This window comes from Halorubrum tropicale (assembly GCF_001280455.1).
GTDB classification, from domain to species: Archaea; Halobacteriota; Halobacteria; order Halobacteriales; family Haloferacaceae; genus Halorubrum; species Halorubrum tropicale.
The window spans coordinates 1-18969 of record NZ_LIST01000005.1; the positions used below are offsets into that span (position 1 = coordinate 1).

Below are 18969 nucleotides of genomic sequence, written 5' to 3' on the forward strand. Positions count from 1 at the left end.
AGAAATTCGACCGCGAATACGTCGTTCACGGAGACGGTGAGTACGCCGACGAGGAGGTCCACGTGAACACCTGCGAGAGCCACGCGTCGCTGGCGCGACGGTGGCTCTCGCCGCATCGAGGCATCTCAAAAGATCGCCTCACACAGTATCTCCGAGCGTTCCAACTTAGACGAGAACTCTACCGCAAACCCGGACGAAAAGCGCTCAAACACGCCGTCAAAGCCACTCTCTGAAATCAACAATGTGCTACAGAAGAGCGCTTACAGTATATATTGCCCTTCCTTGCCTCCTATACAGCGTGTTCTTTGTCTTAGCCCTCACATGGTATTCTGAGATGATTGGGACAGATACACTGCGAACCGCACACGCGGTATTTGGCAGTTATATCGCTCTCACTCTCTACACAAAACGAGACCAACTGACCGCTGAGTAAGCATTCTTCATCGACCGGCTGTTTCAGACTATAATGTGTTCAAGCAATAGGATTTCAGCAGAGCCGATAATTCTGTTCTCGTTATTTTGTTGTAAGATATCCAACACTTCATGCCATGGATGATCGCGACGATGCGGCAGGCAGGTATCTACTCTCTGCTTCCGTTTTGCATGTTCCGGAAGAGATTGGCCTCAAGTTTGACAAGGGGTACGTCGAAAGTAGGAAACCACGACCAATCGTATCGGGATTCCGCCGACCGACAGCCAGTTAGACACAGAGTAAGAGCGCCTGCGTCTAGTGCCCACCCTGTACATGAGCGACTGTTTCGTGTCTGGTCTGGACTGACGGCATCTCAATAGAGTGGGCGGCTGTCTCTGTTTGACCAAGTGAACCGGATGCGCTAGTCACGTCCATTTTGCTTCAGAAACCGAATCAGCAGTTACGACCGAGAGAAACTAGCGAATTTTAGTTATTACACGGTGCGTAACCGGGGTTGCTGTCGTTAGTATCTCCTTGTATCCCGTTACCGCGACCAGAGTTATTGTCAATTATATTTCCACCAGAAATGATATTTCCAGTCACCCTCGCGCCCGAGTTTACTGTAACTGAACCACCAGCCTGAATGTTCCCTTCTACTCTGCCGTTCGAGTTTATAATCACACTACCTCCAGCAACAACATCCCCACTAAGTTTTGCGTTAACATTCACACTTCCAGTGTAAGCAATGTCTCCGTTTTCATTTGAATTGACATCATATCCCCCGGCTACACACTGAACTCCAGTGTCTGATCCATCGCCACCATCCGTCGCACCATCGCCACCATCGCTACCAATCTGTGCATTATTATTCTGAGTCGGCTCTTCTGGTGCTTCTTGTACGCCGACCGTGTCCACTGTCAAGTTACTGGCGGTCGTCTCAAGCGTTAGGTTGTGGACACCATCGTCGTTCGGGGCGCTGACGCCGCCGTAGACTCCAGTTGGGATGTCAGCAGCGTCCCAATACTCCCCACTGCTCAACCGCGTCGGGACAGTGACGGTGAGATTACCTTCAGGAACATCATCAGTGACATCCTTAGCTGGGCGGAGTTCTAGAGTAACTTGGCCGGTCCCGCTCCGGCGAAACTCTCTTTGGAGAGCCGTAATTTGTACCTCTCTGCCATTGACGAGGGCCTGATCTTCAATAACCGCGATTTTACCCCCCTCGTCACGAGCATCAAGGTAAAGCACCGATGCGTCATACCACGTCGGCGATCGGTCAAGCTCGTTGTACCCGGGGCGATACTCGACAAATCGTGTTGGAATTGTTATATTCCCTTCAGGTGTACCACTATTGTTCGAAATTGTGATAGGCGGTGCCTCAACAGTCCGTATTGTCCCAGCTGGCGCTGGGGGATTTATTGCGAATACACGGGTTGAGTAGGCAGTGCCAAGCTGGACTGTCTGATACTGTGGCTGGTCGATACTGCCAGCTTGTAGAATACCCGCTCTGAGCTCAACAAGATCGTTGCGGACCTCTCCGGAGTGTTGGAACTCCGTCTCCGCATTCTGCTGTGGAACGATTTCTACTTGATACAGTGAGAGAGCAAGGATCAGAAACCCAAACAGAATAACGACCCCGATGACTGGCGCGACAGCACGATTGTCGTCCACTCCTGATGTGCTGATTAAGCGTCCACTCATCGTGGATTCACCTGAACACGCTGTGTGTCTTCTACCGACGGCCAGATGGCTAGTCGAATATCTGCAGGGCTCGGAATGATATAGAGGAACCAGTACGCTATCATAAGATGATGGAGATAGTACGGATCGGCGATTTTAATCTGTTGCCAAATGCCGGTTTGAATAGCGATGACAGCAGCCCCGCCGCCGACAAATAGAGGGGCAAGTGCAATCATCCGGAGTGTGGCTTTTGCCGGCAGTCTCTCAAAGTCAAGGCGAAGCCGGAACGGGACCCATGAGGTCTGTTCAATAGAAAGCGGGCAGGCAATCCGGGCGACTGCTAGGTGGGTCAGTTCGTGGAGTCCTATCGCAAGAACTGGGAAGCAGATAGCAAGCAAGATTGCTTGAACTCCAGCCATACCAAGTCACTATCTGCTAAGCATTTAAATCTGGTACTGAGATTTGACGTTCAATAAACACCCCAAACCAGCGGTGCGGGGCCGTGGGAATCTTCGCCCTTCAGGGCGGAGAGGATGTCAACTCGCCGACCAGCTCGGCATTGACCTCCCCGCCCGCGAGGAACTCGTCGCGTCGTTCACGAGTGGGTATTCCTCACTGGACCCGACGCGACCCGACACCGGGTCGACCGACAGTACGTATCGCCTCCGGATCAACGTCGAGCCGGCCATGCTGGAGCCCACGGAGTCCTGACCTGGGTACGAAGTCGGCGTACCTTCTCTGCAGCGTCGAGAACGGTGCTGTTCAACGACGAACTATGGGTTTGTGCCACCATCGACGGCCTCGAGATCGGGCTCGTCGAACTCGAGGGCTTCCGCGACGGCATCCGGAAGCTCCGGGCGAGGAGCCGATTCGTGGCGCTCGATTTTCTCGGTCTTGCGCGTGTTTTCGTAGAGCGCGCGTGCGACCGGAAGCCCACGGAGATACTTGTAGTCGTGGAGGACCTCGACGCCCCGCTCCGTGAATCCGTAGAACTGGGAGGGGAGGTCACGTGTCCCCTCGCTTGGGTCGTACGTGTAGCGTGCGAGGAGCCCGGCGTCGATCAACGTCTCCAACTGGTCTTTGATGGCCGCCTGGCTCTTCCCGGTCATATACTCGAGTTCGGCGAGCGACATTAGATGGGCGGGATGGCCCAGCAGCTCCTGGATGATGAGATGGCGCGTATCCTGGGACAGCAGCTTGAACAGCCGCTGCTGTTCCGCGAACGGCCCTGCATCGGCCGCACCAGTGTCGGTTTCGCTCATACGTGCTGGTACGAGGGAGGACGCCATAACAGTTAGGGTCAACCAAGTTGGTTAATTTGGAAAATATCAAAGTGATTCAGAAGCGATAAGCTGGTGTGGTTTGAATCAGCAGCTAATGACCGACCCAAGCCCGCCGCCGGACGCTGGGGAGATTATGACCGTTGTTCACGAAGCCGTCGGCGGCATCAAAGTTGAGCCTGCAGAGAATCGGGAAATCTGGCGGTTTGCCCAGCGTGAATTGCCGTATCTCTGGAGTCAGCGGACATCGTATTTCATCTTGGGGAGCTATCGCGACCCCTATATCCGCCGGCTTCGCGCCGTCCAGAACGAACTCACGAAGCAGCTCGGTGCCTATCCGTTCATCATGGGTGATCTCCTCGAACTTCCGACTGACCGCCTCAATACGTTCGATATCATGTTTTCGTTGCTCGCGACGTATAGCGACTACATCGTTGGGGTCTTTGAGAAGGAGAGTGGTGGGGAGGCGCCTGAATTGGGCGAGATTGATGACCCACCGTATTTCAACAAGTCGTACGTGTTCCCACGTGATTACGCGTGGGTGACTGACGAGAACCTTGACTCGAAACAGCACATCGTTCAGGCCGCCCTTGAGAGTGCGTTCGCAGACGATTTGGCGGCGGATGACGTCCAAGCAAAAGTCGAGTCGCTCGTTGATCGCGCCCAAGAGAGCGGTCTTGACATCGACGAACAAGAGGTGTGGGATGTGATCGACGACCGGACAAATGAGGGCGGAGAGCCAGTAACATACAGCTGGGTCCATCTCAACAAGTTCCGCAAATTCGAACTCAACGAACGGTGCTTCCCGTGGACGACAGAGGACGAACTCCGAACTCTGGTAGACGAACTCCCGTCCCCGACACCTCGTCCGGAGTGGGAAGAGCATGAGGGCCAGTGAATTATACAGAATCGAGGAGAATACCTGACCCTTTAGCGTCAGGATGAATCCGACAACTCCTCCACAACCCACCGCCGATAGCAGGGCCGGATATTCCACTGTTCTCAAACTGAACCTTTACAAATGACACGCGTATAAGCTATTATACAGACGTTCAGAATGCTGGAAGTCCATCGTACCCATCAGGCGAAAATCCTCAACCGCTCACAGGTAGAGGACTCACTTGACCGGCATGGGTGGTCGGCCAGCAAACTCTGGAACGTCGCCAACTACCACTCTCGCAACGTGTGGGAGGAGACGGGCGAGATCCCCGATCACGGCGACCTCAAAGACGAGTTGAAGACGCATCCAACATACAAGGGACTGCACTCGCAGTCCAGTCAGCGCGTTCTGGAGGAACTCGCTGAAGCCTTCAACTCGTGGTGCGAAAAGAGTAAGTCTGACAGTCAAGCGAATCCACCCGGCTACCGTAAACAAAACTACTACGACGACCAAGGTCGTCGCGTCCACGAAGAACACCCGCGTTCGACGGTGACGTGGAAACAAAACGGCATCCGACACGACACGAAAAACAACCGTGTCCGCCTATCCAAGGGCGCGAATCACAAGGACCACCCGAAAGCGTGGGAATACATCCTTGTCGAATACGAAACGCGCCCCGGCGTCGATGTCGAGAACCTGCAACAAGTCCGCGCCGTCTACGATAAGGCGACGGAGCGGTGGGAACTACATCTCGTCTGCAAAGACGAGATCGAGACACCCGACGCTCCCGGTACCGAGTCGGCGGGTGTTGACCTCGGCATCTGTAACTTCGCGGCGGTCGCATACAGCACTGAGGAAGCCGACCTCTACCCCGGCAACCGCTTGAAACAAGGCGGGTACTACTTCCCCAAAGAACTCGCCAAGTGCGACGACTCGGGCGGTGAACGTGCAACTCGATTACACAAGAAGTGGTCGGAGCGCCGAACCCACTTCTTCCACGCCTTAGCGAAGCACATCGTAGAACGATGTATCGAGAACGACGTTGGTCGAATCAACATCGGGAAACTCGCTGGTGTCCGTGAGGATGAAAACGGTGAGTCGAAAAACTGGGGGAGTCACGGCAATCTCGACCTGCACGGCTGGGCGTTCGACAGGTTCTCAAACATCCTCGAATACAAGGCGAAAGTCGAGGGGATCGAGGTCGTAGAAGTGGACGAGCGCGACACGAGCAAGACGTGTTGTGTATGCGGTAGGGAAGACGAGAGTCAGCGTGTTGAGCGTGGCTTGTACGTGTGTGAAGACCACGACGACGCGTTCAACGCTGACGTAAATGGGGCGGAGAACATCCGCGTCGACATCAATCAACGCTCTTGCGTAGAACATTGTTGGTGTCGAGCTGTCGGGCGATCTTGTCGTAGTTCTACACGGCGTCTGGACTCACCAGAACGGGAATAAAACAGGGTAAAAGAATCGATCTACCGAATTCATCAATCCGGAGAGTTCTCACCAACAATGTACTTCATAAGAGCGTCAATCAAAGTAACTCCGAGTCTTCGGCCAGTTTGGACGACGATAGGAGTACCGGCTGGTTGGCACAGCCCGGAGTCTACCTGTATGACTTGTCCACCGGATTCCAACCGCAGGCACAAGTGGTAGACTCCAAACCGTAATATCCCAACTGCGGTCGGGATTCCTCCGCCTTCAGGCGGAGGAGGATGTCAATGCCGTTGGTTTGACATCGACAGCGTTCCCGAGTTGCTATTTATCGATATTTTGCTATTTATGCTCTTCAATCCGCGACGAGTCGATATCCGATTAACCAACAAATCTATGCCGATACGCGCTTTGTTGGTTAACACTAGATCGCAGATGTCCCACAAGCCACCAACGCCACCAACTGACCTCTCAACAGAGATGGTCGACACACTCAACAGGTACTCGCCTGAACAACTCCGGTACGTCGCACGCTACGCCGAGGCCTTGGCAGCGCACAAGGCTCGTAGGGTCGCTGTCGATGAAGAGTCCGATGATGCCGAAAGGGACGAGCAACCCGACGACTTCCCGGATGACGTCCCCTCGAAGGCCACGATTACAATCAAGGAGATCAACGACAACCGCTACTACTACTGGCAGTGGCGGGACGGAAACTCAGTGAAGTCAAAGTATAAAGGGCCGGTTGACCCCGACGAGTGACCACTCCTGTCCCCTAATCCCGTACACATCGATAGAGGGGTGTCGACGAGGATCGGGTAGGGAGAACAAATCGATACAGCTACTGACCGAGTAGTTCGTATGGCCGTCGCTCAACTCGAGAGGGATGGTGGTGTCGGTGAGCACGTGATATTTATCCGCCGAATATGTTCGTTTTGGCGGCTCTCGCGGATAATCACACATCGATAGAGGGGTGTCTATCGGAAACCATAGAAAATCACTTAACACCCGTGTATGAGTAACTCAGGTATCAAGTAAGGCCTGATAACAAACTCCGAGTACACATCGATAGAGGGGTGTATATCGGAAACCATGGAAAAATTTCATTTCAGGGGGTGGGGAGCACAATAGCCGACACATCGAACACATCGATAGAGGGGTGTCTATCAGACATAATAGAAAGTTGTCATGTGCGGGGTGGGAGAGCACGATAGCCGACACATCGAACACATCGATAGAGGGGTGTCTATCAGAAATAATGGAAAGTTGTCATATGCAGGGTGGGAGAGCACGATAGTCGACACACCGAACACATCGATAGAGGGGTGTCTATCAGAAACAATGGAAAATGGTCATAAAACAGGTAACACCGTGGCCTCAAAAGGCCACACCAGTAACTGAAATGTCTACAAATAAGCAAGGCGAGTGCCTCGGGGCTTGACCCCGAGGCGGTTCACGTCTGGTTCCGGATCTGCGCTTTTACCACAGAGGTGACCTCCTCTTCAGAAATCGCCTCAATACGCGAATCTTCACGGAGTGTCTCGAGAATTGTCCCTGGACTTTCGCCAAACTGGAACTCAAGGAACATCCCCGAGCTAGGTCCATGGCTCCGTCGCTCGAAGTCGACCAGTGAGTACGTCGTGAGTTCTTTCATCTTATTGACGTACGTTTCTTGGTGGTACTGATCCGCGTCAATGGCGTCAGTCAGGTATTGATACACACGATAGCCGGTTGTACTCCTGGCGCTCCCGCCGTCAGTTTGGGACGCAACGGCCGCGGTTGCGTACAGACAGAGCTTCTTTTGTGTACTGATACCACGAACGACCTCTAACACCCGATTCTTCTCGACTTTCTCCTGTGCGGTACGGACGTGTTTTTCGCTAACGCGGTTGTCGCCTTCACGCTCAGCCAGCTCGCCGGCAACCCGCATGAGATCGATAGCCTTCCTCGCGTCACCATGCGTCTGTGCCGCGAATGCCGCTGCGAGTGGAATCACATCATCGTCGACGACGTCGTCATGGAACGCATCCTGACGCCGTCGAAGAATTGCTTGGAGTTGGTTTGCGTCGTAGTCGTCGAAATGGACGTCTTCTGGGGTGAACGAACTGACAGCGCGACTCCCAACAGATTCCATCATTTTCGTGTCGTTTGAAATAGCAACGACGGAGATGTACGCGTCCAGTTCGTCGTTTGCCCCTGCCCGGGAGAGCTGATACAGGAGCCGTGAAAACGCAGGTTCTTGTTTGTCTCGCCGGCCAACGAGCATGTCCAGTTCATCGAGGACAAACACAACAGAGTCGAAGTGCTCGTTGACAATCCGGTAGAGCTCATCCCACTTCTCTTTCGTTGCCACGCCGTGTTTTGGCACCTCAACAGGGACACCTGCCGCATCAGCAGCCTGCTGAACGAGTTCATACACGGCGATACCAAGCGTGTCCAAATCCTGGCAGTTCACTTCAACAGTGCCAAACCGAATATCGCGGCTCTCACAGATATGGCTGATATTATGGCAAACTGCCTTCGTAATTAGCGATTTCCCTGTTCCAGACGGGCCGTAGAGGAACAGGTTTGGCGGTCGGTTATCCCCGAGCGCAACCCGAAGCATCTTGGTGACTTCCTGGAGTTGCTCATCACGGCCCACGATGCGATCCTCTTCAACAACGTAATTCGGATCGAGTAGCTCTCGGTCCCGAATTAGCCCCTCCTGATCGTCAAACTCGAGGAGCATATCTTCGATCGACTGTGTTGACCCCTCGGAATCTGCTCCTTCGTCAGGCTGTGAATCACCGTTAGTGACGTGAGACGATGACGCCTGTCGCGATGACGCCGGCTGCGGCATACTCGACAGGTCAGCTTGAGCCGTCATCTCGTCCTCCGACGGTCCCGGATCCTCCGCGGGATCATCGGAGTCGTCAGTACCCATAGGCCAATTGATACGCGCCTGTATGAAAAAGGTTCCCCACCTCTATCGAAGTGTGATTAGCCGTTTGAAACCTGCAATAACCGGTTAACCGCATGATATCCGTGAGAATGGGTTAACTGGCCGTAGCCGATGACGATGTGTTTCGCAACACGCGGTCGAAGACACACACCCCTCTATCGATGTGTTCGAAGTCTTCACGGGGTGGGGGTGTGACGGGACCTTGTCTGAGCTAACCGGACGATACAGCCCTCGTATCGGCTTAGAACAGAGAAGGGACGTTCTCATTGTCTCATAATCACTCATTTTGAGTCGGTTCTTCTCTTCTCTTCTCTTCTCTTCTCTTCTTTTAACAACACAAACACACACACCCCTCTATCGATGTGTTCAATGTGTTTCGGCCAGCGACAATGTGTCGCCAGAACACCGACAGAAGTACACTCGGCTTGAACACGATCATCCAGGGATCGAGAGACGCTATCGACATTATTTGCCGAACACGAGGTTTGTAGCAGAGAATCGATCTTCTTCGCCGTTTGGCCTACTCAGTTAGAACACATCGATAGAGGGGTGTGTGTCTCATCGTGTCGAGCTCGTCGAAAGATGTCCGCCTTGCCGTCCGGTGAGGTGAAGACAGTCCCTCGTCTGGTCTTCTATTATCAGATCGAGCCGCTCATTTTAGACCGTGCGATTGAGTCAATACGAAATAAAACAACTCTGAACACCGCACAGTCGGCCAAGCGACCTGCGTTTCGTGGGGGTAGGGGTTTATTTATTACTACCATTGATACTCTTACATGTACGCATCAACGATCGGTGGCGGAGACGAGGAGCGGCAGCTCCCATGACCGAGCACCCGGTGTTACCGGCCGAGGAATCCGTGCTGACCACCGTCGACGAGGAGAATCTCTACAAGAAAAGTGGCAAGATTAAGAAAAAACACTACAAGCGGGAACTCGAGCGGCTTCAAGAAGAACTCGTCAGGCTCCAGATGTGGGTCAAAAAGCAGGGACTCCGGGCCGTCGTGCTCTTCGACGGTCGAGACGCGGCCGGTAAAGGCGGAACGATCCACCGAATCACTCGCCGGACGAGTTCCCGGGTGGTGAAAGTCGTCGCGCTCGGCAAGCCCACCGAACGAGAGCAGAGTCAGTGGTACTTCCAGCGCTACGTAGCGCACCTTCCGGCGGCCGGTGAGATGGTGCTGTTCGATCGGAGCTGGTACAACCGTGCGACTGTCGAGCGCGTGATGGACTTCTGTACCGACGAAGAGTACCAAGAGTTCCTCCGGTCAGCCCCCGAGTTCGAGCGGATGCTCATGCGCTCGGGGATCATTCTCATCAAGTACTGGTTCTCGATCAGCGATGAGGAACAGGAACGACGTTTCCAGAAGCGCAGTAACGACCCGAAACGTCGCTGGAAGCTTAGCCCGATCGACCTCGAAGCCAGAGAGCGGTGGGTCGAGTACTCGCGGGCAAAAGACGCGATGTTCACTCACACGGATACGAGTAACTCGCCGTGGCACGTGATCGACGCGGATATCAAGAAACATGCCCGGCTCAACTGTATCAGTCACCTCCTCTCACAGATCGAGTACGAGGACACCATGCCTGGGCCGACCGAGTTGCCGGACCGTCAGCAGGATCCCAACTACGAACGCCCGGCGATCGACGGCCAGAACTGGGTGCCTGCACTGTATGGGTCAAACCCATCGGCAGTCGACGTCGAACGATCCTGATCGCGCGGGTCTCGTGTCGTGCGGTTGCCACTTTACGGAGAATCAAGGAGAAAGCCTCGCGCTTCAGCGCGGAGATGAATCCGACAATTCTCTACAGCAACCACGAACTTCTGGCCGGGTGTTTTAACTGAGTGGTCGTCGTATTAATACTCATCCGAGGCGGTCCATCCGCCCACTTAATCGGACAATATCGGAATTCCCGACCACACACACAGAAAGTACCCCTTTCTGTTGTAGTGTTTGGGTACAATAAGAAGTACCTCTGAATCCCATGCCGGGATAGGAGTAACGGCTGATTGGCACAGCCAGTAGCCGTCATCGGGACAGCTACAAATCATAAATACCCCAAACCAGCGGCGCGGGGCCGTGGGAATCTTCGCCCTTCAGGGCGGAGAGGATGTCAAACCCTCGCCCGATACAGGCGGGGTGTGTTCAGGCCACCTCTCGCTTCGATGCTCTGTGCCACGTGTTCAACATCGTATTGATTTCGGCTTGTAAGAGATTCCTCACCCGATATTGAGATCTCCAGTGCCAGTTCCGTCTTCGTCCCACTCCAACTCGAACTCGAGTTCTATCTCCGCTGATCCCCCAGACTTCGACGTTTCGCGTTCGACCTCGACCTCGAACTCGACGCGTCTCGGGGGAGTGAGTGTCACCGACTCGGTACCGGATTCGAGAGTGAATTCATTACCGGACTCCAAGTGGTCTGCGACCGTTCGAAGGTACTGTGCAACTTCACTTGTGTCCATGTTCCGTTCGAATTCGAACAGTGTTTCTTCGGCCATTCCTTAAGCTACGATGGACAGGGTATTGAGTGTGAGTATCTGTGCAACCCATGCCACAGTTGACGCATCTCTCTAAGCGCGGGAGGAGGTCGATGCTGGAGCAGGCTGGCTGTGCTTCCAGCGCCCATTCCGCTGCAATCAACCTCCTTGAACACCTCCGGGGTGCGGACTACATCGACTACAAGAAACTGGAGTCACAGCCGGCCTGACTCCGAGATTGGTGCGCCGGGTTCGGTCGATTTCGTGATTCGTATCTCCGCCAGATACGCGCACTCGGAGTCGGGCTGGCCGCAGCCGGCATCGCAGGCTACGTCATCGAAGCGGTCGAGACTGGAGACGACGGAGACGAGAGCGTGGAAGAGGCAGACGACTCACTCGCGTCTCCCTGATCGACGCCAGCGTACGGCTGTGAATCCGTGGTGATGCAGGGTGCGAGATGAACTCCTCAATCGTCAGTGACACGAGGCGCGTCACGCCGGCCGACGAGGCCGTCCTCGTTCGCGCGTTCGGCGACGTCCGGTTGGAACACCCACGCGGTCAGGGCGACAATGGGCACCATCGAGATGGCGACGAGTGCGTAGCCGACATGGAGGTTCGGCAGCACCGGTGCGGCGTACACGAGCGGGTAGACGATGCCGCCGACTGTCCCGACCCCGCCCACCACGCCGGCGACGGCGCCAGAACTGTTCGGGAACATCGCCGGCACCTGCGCGAAGATCGCTCCCTCGGCGAACGCACAGGCCATCCCGACGAGAAAGCCGACGCCAACGGCGAGCAGGATCGTCCCACGTAGCCCTGCAAGCGTCATCGCGAGCATCGTGCAGACGACGAGACACAGCGAGAAGAACGTCCACTGCTCCCGGTAGCGACCGGTGAACACCGGGAGGATGTTCCGTTCTGCCCGCGCCAGTCGATCACTGACGTAGCCGCCGATGGGGCGGAGTAGGCCAGCCGCAATGGAGAAGGTCGCCGCGAACGTCGATGTGATCACGAGATTTTGCGTGTCGAATCCCTCCCGGTAGTAGGTCGCCAGCCAGCCGTTCATCGACAGTTCGAGCCCGAACGTCATAACGTAGGCGAGCGCCAGCACGACAGTGCCGTATCGCGTGGCAGTGAAAATCCACTCTCGGAGCGTCGCTCTCTGCTTCGTCGCCCTCCGTTTCTCGGTTGACCGAGCCGCTTCGCCGAAGACGTAGTAGACGCCCGCGAGGAAGATCGAGACGACGCCGGTGTAGAAGAACGCTGCCCGCCAGTTCGCACTGAACAGCGGGCCGTTCCAGCCGGCGGTGAACACGCGGGGCAAGACCAGTGCGCCTGCTGCGGCCCCGGCGTTCCCGATACCTGCGTAGACCCCTTCTGCGGTACCGAGTTCCGACTCGACGAACCACTCGGAAACGTGCTGGATGCCGATAACGAACGTGATGCCGGCCGTTGCGACGATCAGTCGCGTGCCGAAGAACACCGCGTACGACGCTGCGAACGCACTCCAAATCGAGAAGACGCCGACGTACGCGAGGACGATCGCGAACACGACCGGTGCACCGAACCTGTCAGAAAGCCAGCCAGTCAGGATTCGACCGAACGGCGCCAACCAGATTGCTGCACTCGCTAATACGCCGATTTCGGTGACCGTGAGGCCGAACTCCTCGGCTATCGGTCCGGTGAACGGTGCGAAAGAGAACCAGATGAGAAACGAGAAATTGAACCCGACAGTCGCCAGCAGGAGGGTCCGGTACTTCGTCATCCGTATCGGACTCTTCACTGCTGGCCACCCCCTGCCGCGCTGCGGTCAGATGGACCTGCTGGCCGCCGACGCCGTGCCGTCGCACATTCGCTAGTCGGGTCGACAGCATCGCTCTGTCGTGTCGTCTCCCGTTCGATACGTCTCGTCGTTCGGTCCTGTTCGATGTCCGACATCGTGTGTGCAAAGCGGTGCGTGTGCGGTTCGGTTTCGGTGGCGACACTCCTACAATCGGAATACGAGTACTCTCTCCGGTACAGGACTGTCTGAAGTGCTAGCGAGACAAAAACCGGACGGAACTGCGACCAGTGTGTCGGCCACCTCCAGTCACGTCCCACTGTCCGGTCACTTCCCCGACTCGTCGGCGCCAGTCTCACGTGGGTCCCGGCGCTCGCTCCGACACGTGTGTGTCCGTCCAGCCAGCCAGACGACATTCGGCTCGCTTCTCTGCGTCGGAGACGGTAACGTGTCCGTCTGGCGAGAAACAACCTGACGGTCGAATCGGTGGCTCGGAGCGTCTCACGACGGCCGTGAGCTGTCGTCCGCACGGGACTCGAGCGGCGAGACAGCGACAGCACACTGTTTGAGGTTCGGCTCGGCCGACTCGGGATCGACAACCGGGAGCGTGAGTTTGTTCACCGCCGGATGGTGGATCGGAAGCCAGACCATCCCCGGCGGGATGGCGTCGTCTCGCTCGACTCGGCTCTCGACAGCCCCCCGGCGTGATTCGACCACTGCCCGATTCGACTCGAGCGACGCGGCGTGTGCCCGGATCGTCTTCGGGTGGATCCGTGCGACCGGGGGGTCGGCCTCGTCCGCTCGGGTTCGCACGCCGGTGTTGTACGCGTCGGCCCGGCGGGCAGTCGTGAGGGTGAGGGGGTATGACTCGTCTGTCGGTTCTGCGAGGTCGTCGTGTGTTCCTCTCGAGAAGTGTGCCAGATTCGATGGCGTCGGAAACGACCAGTCCCCGTCGGTCAGGTAGCGGTAGCCCCCCTGCGTCTCTCCATCCGGCGCCGGCCACCGGACGGCCCCGTCGGTGTCCAGACGCTCGTAGGTGATACCAGACAGGTCGGCAGACGTCCCGGCCGTCAGCGCTGCCAGTTCTGTGAAGACCGCCTCGGGATCTGGAGTCGTGTGCTCGAAGAGTGACAGCCCCATCCGATTGGCAATCTGTGCGATGATCCTGATGTCCTGTCGGGCGGCCCCCGGCGGCGCCGTCGCTGCCCGAACCCGTGAAACAGTCCGCTCCATGTTCGTGACAGTCCCCTCTGACTCTCCCCACGTCGCCGCTGGGAGGACGACGTCGGCGAGGTCGGCCGTCTCGGTCCGGAAGGCATCTTGCACGACGAGAAACGTGTCCTTGAGCGCCGCCCGGACGACCGACGCGTCCGGCATCCCGGCGACGGGGTTCGTGGCGACCGTCCAGGTGGCGTTGACCGGCCCGTCCCGGAGTGCGTCGACAACGCCGACCGGACCGGGTCCGGGGTCGGCCGGCAGATCGGCGGCCGTGACGCCCCACGTCTCCGCGACCGCGTCACGGTGGTCGGAGTCCTCGAACGGACGGTGTCCGGGCCAGGTGCCCTTTGCGGAGCAGACGCGCGCGCCCATCGAGTTCGCCTGCCCCGTCAGCGAGAACGGACCGCTCCCCGGCCCGAGGTTGCCCGTCGCGAGACAGAGGTCGATCAACGCTCGCGCCGTCGCGGTCCCATGGACGTTCTGGTTGACGCCCATTCCCCAGTAGACGAGCGTCGGGTCGGCGAACGCCTCGGCCAGAGCCGCGACCGTCTCGATAGTCACGCCGGCGGTGTCAGCGGCCGCCCTCACCGACGGGAGGCGCGCCGCCAGCGCGTCGAAGCCGGTCGTCACTCGCCCGACGAACTCCTCGTCCACGGCGTCGGCCTCGACGAGAGCCGCTAGGACGGCCCGCGCGAGGGCCAAGTCCGTCCCTGGCTTGGGCCGCACGTGTCGGTCAGCGTCCTCAGCCGTCTCGCTGTCGACCGGGTCCACGACGATGAGCCGACTGTCCGGGTCGGTGGCGCTCTCCGCGATCCACCGGTACAGGACCGGGTGAGCGACAGCCGGATTCGCTCCCCAGATCAGGTGTGTACGCGCCGCTGGGATGTCGTCGTACGTCGGTGGCGGCGCATCGCTCCCAAACGTCTGGTGGTAGGCCGTGACCGCCGAGGCCATGCAGAGCGTCGTATTCGCGTCGTAGTAGCGCGTTCTGAAACCACCGCGGGCGAGTTTGCCGAGGGCGTACGCCGCCTCGTTCGTCTGTTGGCCGCTGCCGAGCACGGCCACGCCGTCGCGACTCGCCCGCAGTGCGGTCCCAAAGCGTTCGGCTACGATGTCCAGCACGGTGTCCCAGTCGGTCGCGACGAGGTCACCGCCGTCGCGGACGAGCGGGCGCGTCACGCGCTCGCCACCCGAGACCGTCTCGTCGATTCCACGCCGGCAGGCTTGGCCCCGTGTGACGGGATGTGTCGGGTCGCCGCGGACAGCCACGAGGCCGCGGCCGTCCTTGCCGTGCTGCTGAAGACCGCAACCGACCGCACACCGGAGACAGGTCGTTGGCGTCCACTCACTCATCCGTCCCGATCACCCTCCGCCATCGCCACGACAGTGGCCACAGGACGGGGGCCGCACCGCGGTCGGCGTCGCATACTGAGCACACTATACCTCGCAGGTCGAGCGTCCTGAACCCGTCGAAAGCCGTCAGGATCGCGCGTCGTCAGACGATCTCCGCGACCGCCTCCCGGAGACTCAGCCCCTCCCCGACGACGTCCCGGCGGTAGTGCATGTACACCGCGCCGAGCGGCGGCTGGAGGATGTACGCCAGCGCGATGGGGAGGACGGCCTCGGCAGGCACCGACCCGGCCGCGACGACGATCGCCACCGCGATGGAGAGGCTGCGCATGCTCGTCGCGTACACCAGCGCGATGCCACGCTCGGTGTCGAGTAGCGCCCGCCCGAGTCCCGCGCCGACTGCGAGGAGAACGGCGTAGAAGAACACGAGCGGGACGATAGTGCTGGCAGAGGCGACGGGGTCCGCGAGGATGCTCTGTGAGCGCATCGTCATCGCGATGAAGACGATGAACATCACGCCAACGGAGCTCAGGCCGCCGAACGTCGGCTTGAGTCGCTTGAACCCGTCGGAGCCGTACTGTCGGAGCAGCACGCGGCGCGTGAGGTTCCCGGCGACCATCGGGAGCACGACGACCTGTGCCAGCTGGTGGTACAGCGCCGTCGGGTGCAACGCGACCGAGGCAGGCACGAGCATCGAGAGGTACGCCGGCAGGATGGCGACGGCCGCGAGCAGGTTCACGTCCATCGCGACCAGCGCGGCCTCAAGGTCGCCGTCGGCGAGCCCGGTCCACGCGGCGGTCATCCTCGGGAGGTCGTGTTCGACCGCTTCAACCCCGACGTGGTGACGGTCCTGTTCGTCTACGACCCGGGAGAGGCGGGCTACGAGGCACCCGACCCCTTCGGCACGGACACAGAACTCACAGAACTGGCCGCTGAACGCGCCGAGGAGGTGTTCACGTCTTTCGAGGTGCCCAGGGCGTCGGACACGACGGTTCGGACGGTCCACGAGGTCGGTCACCCCGCCCGGACCGTCGTTGACCACGCAGCCCGCGACGACGTGGACCACGTCGTCGTCGGGAGCCACGGCCGTGAGGGCGTCTCGCGTCTCCTGCTCGGGAGCATCGCGGAAAAAATAGTTCGTCGGTCGTCCGTTCCCGTGACCGTCGTCCGGTGACGGAGTCGTCGGCTTATCGACTGTCGACCCCCCATCACTTGTGCCGTTGACCCCGCGATTGTGGGTCCGCCCGGGGTGTCGTCGCCGAAGCGATGGACGCCTTACTCCTCTCGAAGGGTGGCCGCTACGAGGTACAGTCTGCGTCCGGGAACCGGTACGAAGTCGACGTCATCGACGAATCGTGTACCTGTCCCGACTGGCAGCAGCGCTCACCCGAGGGCGGCTGCAAGCACCTGCGCCGCGTCGATCACGAGATCAAACGGGGCCGCGTTCCCCGCCCAGACAGCCGGCTCCCAACGACCCCATGGTAGATCACCATCCTCTCCGCCGGAATCGCTCTTCTGGTACTGAGTAGTGTGGCGGCACACTAGGGTTTTCACGGCCCGTCACATATCGGGAGACATGAGTAGCGACAGAATTGACGCCGAAAGCAAGGTGTCTGGCAATCAGGCGAACATTCCGGCCCGGATCCGGCGTGAACTCGATATCGACGATGGCGATCAGCTCCGTTGGCATCTCGAAGACGATGGGAGCATTCGGGTCCAAGTGGTCCAACAGCAAACGGGCACGTTCGCCGACTTCGACGGCTACGCTGGTGAGGAGTCGACCGATGTAACGAGCGAGCATGACGCCTGGGGCGTCGACGTCGAGTAAATGCCTCGTGCACTCATCGATACGACAGTCCTCTTTGCCGCCGCATACCGGCGGGATAGTTCCCACGATGCCGCGCTTCCCGTGCTCCAGGGCATCGACAATGGAACACTTCCGGAGGCTGTCGTGCTCGACTACGTACTCGCTGAAACGCTCAACGGCCTCACGACCCACGCCGGCCACGACGCAGCCGTCGATCTCCTCGATCGCATCGAAGAAAACGCCCGCTTCCACATCGACTCACTCACTACCGACGCCCTCGCGACAGGGAAGGCCCTCTTTCGCCAACACGAACCCCTCTTGTTCGTCAACGCCTGCATTGTCGCGTATATGCAAACCGAGGGGCTCGGTTACCTGTATGCGTTTGACGACGATTTTGACGCTGTCGAGGATGTCTACCGACTCGATACAGCAACGAATCCCTACGATCCAAACTGACGCCGGCTGACGCTACAGCTGGTGACGAGGTTCTGTCTCAGGATAGTGGCACCCCATAGTCAGCCGCCAGCTTCTGGAACTCGTCCCACTCTGGGAGCCGGTCGTCGTCGACCTCGCCGTGCGTCTCGAGGTAACGGAGCAAGGCGTCGATTTCGTCTCCGAGGCCATACTTCGCCGCCTGCGCTCGGAGGTCCGCCTCGTCGACGTCGACGTGGCTGAGCAGGAGGAGACAATACGAGCGGTGGCGGCTGCCGTCGTCGATCAGTAGTGTGTGACAGCAAAGTTCCGCCGGCGAGACTGCGTCGAGATCCTCGGAGTAGACGTAGTAGCGATGGCCGGTGAGCAGGAACTGGAGGTCGAAAGCTGCGAACCGAGCAAGGCCGGTTTCGTGGAACGCCGCCGCATCGATCTCCGTCTCGGCCTGGGCGAGGAATTCGTCGTAGTCCTCCCAGAGAATCGTGCCCTTCGGGGTAACGGCTTCGAGGCGCTGGCGATGTAGATGATGTGCGAGTTCACGGGCGAACTCGTGGAGACGGTCGAAGTCGGCGTTGAACTCGTAGCGACCATCGGTCGTCCCGACGAGCCCACGGTCGCGAAACCGCTTGAGGACGCGGTTAACCGTGTTGCGGTAGTTGTCGCTCCGGTCAGCGATTTCGGAGACGGTTCGCGGCTGGTCGAGGTAGTACAGCACTTCGAGTGCCTTGCCCGTCAGCAGTTCGGGGAAGTCGATGTGGGAGTGCTGGCGGACGAGGTCCTGGTAGAGTTTGACGGTGCGAGCATCCGACGGGACGACTCGTTTTCGCCGGCCATCGCGTTCCGTGTGGACGAGTCCCTTTTCAACGAGGTCGCCGACGGCACGAGAGAGGTAGCTCTTGCTGTGGTCGAGCTTCGTCGCGAGTTCGGAGATTGTGTCGCCGCGGTCGACCGTGGCGAGGACCTCGAGTTCGATGCGCCGGAGCACGGTGTAACATAGTACGAAATTAATTTATAAAGGTTCGTTCCTCCTCCTGTGGGCACTTGAGCTGTGGATGGCCCTCGGCGTGGCACTCGTCTTGTGCTTAGCCACGCCCGTCGTGATCGCCACAGTACAACGGCTCGCAGATATGTTAACCGGGTAGAAGCGGAAGAAGGCATAGATTCACATTCTCTGAGAGGACGACTCAACGCTGACGCTGTGTTTCTCAGACGGCCACAAATTAAGCTGCCTTACAGTCGATAGCGACCAGCGAATTGTCTGCGGCGCCGAATTCCTACCC

At 58.4% G+C, this 18969-nt stretch carries 15 protein-coding genes and 4 pseudogenes; 10 read left to right on the top strand and 9 right to left on the bottom strand.

The features are described 5' to 3' along the window. Positions 1-233, top strand: a 233-nt coding sequence (locus tag AMR74_RS17310) for a transposase (RefSeq protein WP_139043002.1), incomplete at its 5' end; no start/stop codon positions are given. Between the two features lie 665 nt (positions 234-898). Here the strand turns inward: AMR74_RS17310 and AMR74_RS18545 are convergent. Further along, positions 899-2113: a polymer-forming cytoskeletal protein gene (locus tag AMR74_RS18545; protein ID WP_139043003.1), complete on the bottom strand. Its 1215-nt coding sequence runs from the start codon at positions 2111-2113 to the stop codon at positions 899-901. Further along, on the bottom strand, positions 2110-2511 hold the full coding sequence (locus AMR74_RS18550; protein ID WP_139043004.1) for a hypothetical protein: 402 nt from the start codon (positions 2509-2511) through the stop codon (positions 2110-2112). Before AMR74_RS18550 ends, AMR74_RS18545 begins: the two co-directional genes overlap by 4 nt. A 106-nt stretch (positions 2512-2617) precedes the next feature. On the opposite strand from AMR74_RS18550, the pseudogene AMR74_RS19885 reads away from it, so the two are divergent. After that, positions 2618-2803: pseudogene (locus AMR74_RS19885) on the top strand (type IV toxin-antitoxin system AbiEi family antitoxin domain-containing protein); the annotation flags it as partial. 62 nt (positions 2804-2865) lie between these two features. Here the strand turns inward: AMR74_RS19885 and AMR74_RS12380 are convergent. Then, positions 2866-3354 (bottom strand): winged helix-turn-helix domain-containing protein, encoded by a 489-nt coding sequence (locus AMR74_RS12380; protein WP_053772380.1) that lies wholly within the window; start codon positions 3352-3354, stop codon positions 2866-2868. A gap of 115 nt (positions 3355-3469) precedes the next feature. On the opposite strand from AMR74_RS12380, the gene AMR74_RS12385 reads away from it, so the two are divergent. From AMR74_RS12385 to AMR74_RS12400, 3 genes and pseudogenes are all read left to right on the top strand, one after another. Further along, a complete protein-coding gene (locus AMR74_RS12385) occupies positions 3470-4270 on the top strand; it encodes a hypothetical protein (RefSeq protein ID WP_053772381.1) in 801 nt (266 codons plus the stop codon). 159 nt (positions 4271-4429) lie between these two features. Beyond that, positions 4430-5922: pseudogene (locus AMR74_RS17325) on the top strand (RNA-guided endonuclease InsQ/TnpB family protein). 199 nt (positions 5923-6121) lie between these two features. Beyond that, on the top strand, positions 6122-6445 hold the full coding sequence (locus tag AMR74_RS12400; protein WP_053772384.1) for a hypothetical protein: 324 nt from the start codon (positions 6122-6124) through the stop codon (positions 6443-6445). Between the two features lie 691 nt (positions 6446-7136). Here the strand turns inward: AMR74_RS12400 and AMR74_RS12405 are convergent. Next, the gene (locus tag AMR74_RS12405) at positions 7137-8606 is read right to left on the bottom strand and encodes an orc1/cdc6 family replication initiation protein (protein WP_369333404.1); all 1470 of its coding nucleotides are present in this window, start codon (positions 8604-8606) and stop codon (positions 7137-7139) included. 841 nt (positions 8607-9447) lie between these two features. Here AMR74_RS12405 and ppk2 point away from each other — a divergent pair. After that, a complete protein-coding gene (gene ppk2 / locus AMR74_RS12410; protein WP_053772385.1) occupies positions 9448-10338 on the top strand; it encodes a polyphosphate kinase 2 in 891 nt (296 codons plus the stop codon). A 506-nt stretch (positions 10339-10844) separates the two neighbouring features. On the opposite strand, the gene AMR74_RS12415 is transcribed toward ppk2, so the two are convergent. From AMR74_RS12415 to AMR74_RS12430, 4 genes and pseudogenes are all read right to left on the bottom strand, one after another. Further along, on the bottom strand, positions 10845-11123 hold the full coding sequence (locus tag AMR74_RS12415; RefSeq protein ID WP_053772386.1) for an amphi-Trp domain-containing protein: 279 nt from the start codon (positions 11121-11123) through the stop codon (positions 10845-10847). Positions 11124-11568: 445 nt separating this feature from the next. After that, complete coding sequence (locus AMR74_RS12420; protein WP_053772387.1) at positions 11569-12867, bottom strand: MFS transporter; 1299 nt, start codon at positions 12865-12867, stop codon at positions 11569-11571. Positions 12868-13383: 516 nt separating this feature from the next. After that, positions 13384-15453: an assimilatory nitrate reductase NasA gene (gene nasA, locus AMR74_RS12425; RefSeq protein ID WP_053772388.1), complete on the bottom strand. Its 2070-nt coding sequence runs from the start codon at positions 15451-15453 to the stop codon at positions 13384-13386. 142 nt (positions 15454-15595) lie between these two features. Next, positions 15596-16252, bottom strand: a pseudogene (locus AMR74_RS12430) (arsenic resistance protein); the annotation flags it as partial. A 12-nt stretch (positions 16253-16264) separates the two neighbouring features. Between AMR74_RS12430 and AMR74_RS18560 the strand changes: the two are divergent. The 4 genes and pseudogenes from AMR74_RS18560 (at position 16265) to AMR74_RS12440 (ending at position 17713) form a co-directional block, all read left to right on the top strand. Next, positions 16265-16624, top strand: a complete 360-nt coding sequence (locus AMR74_RS18560; RefSeq protein ID WP_137705250.1) for a universal stress protein — start codon at positions 16265-16267, stop codon at positions 16622-16624. Between the two features lie 80 nt (positions 16625-16704). After that, positions 16705-16935 (top strand): annotated as a pseudogene (locus AMR74_RS19590) (hypothetical protein); the annotation flags it as partial. Positions 16936-17026: 91 nt separating this feature from the next. Beyond that, positions 17027-17278, top strand: a complete 252-nt coding sequence (locus tag AMR74_RS12435) for an AbrB/MazE/SpoVT family DNA-binding domain-containing protein (protein WP_053772389.1) — start codon at positions 17027-17029, stop codon at positions 17276-17278. Continuing rightward, positions 17279-17713 carry a PIN domain-containing protein gene (locus AMR74_RS12440; protein ID WP_053772390.1) on the top strand — a complete coding sequence of 145 codons (435 nt, stop codon included), beginning with the start codon at positions 17279-17281 and terminating at the stop codon, positions 17711-17713. 37 nt (positions 17714-17750) lie between these two features. Here the strand turns inward: AMR74_RS12440 and AMR74_RS12445 are convergent, their stop codons facing one another. After that, complete coding sequence (locus tag AMR74_RS12445; protein ID WP_053772391.1) at positions 17751-18674, bottom strand: MarR family transcriptional regulator; 924 nt, start codon at positions 18672-18674, stop codon at positions 17751-17753. Between the last annotated feature and the right edge of the window lie 295 nt (positions 18675-18969).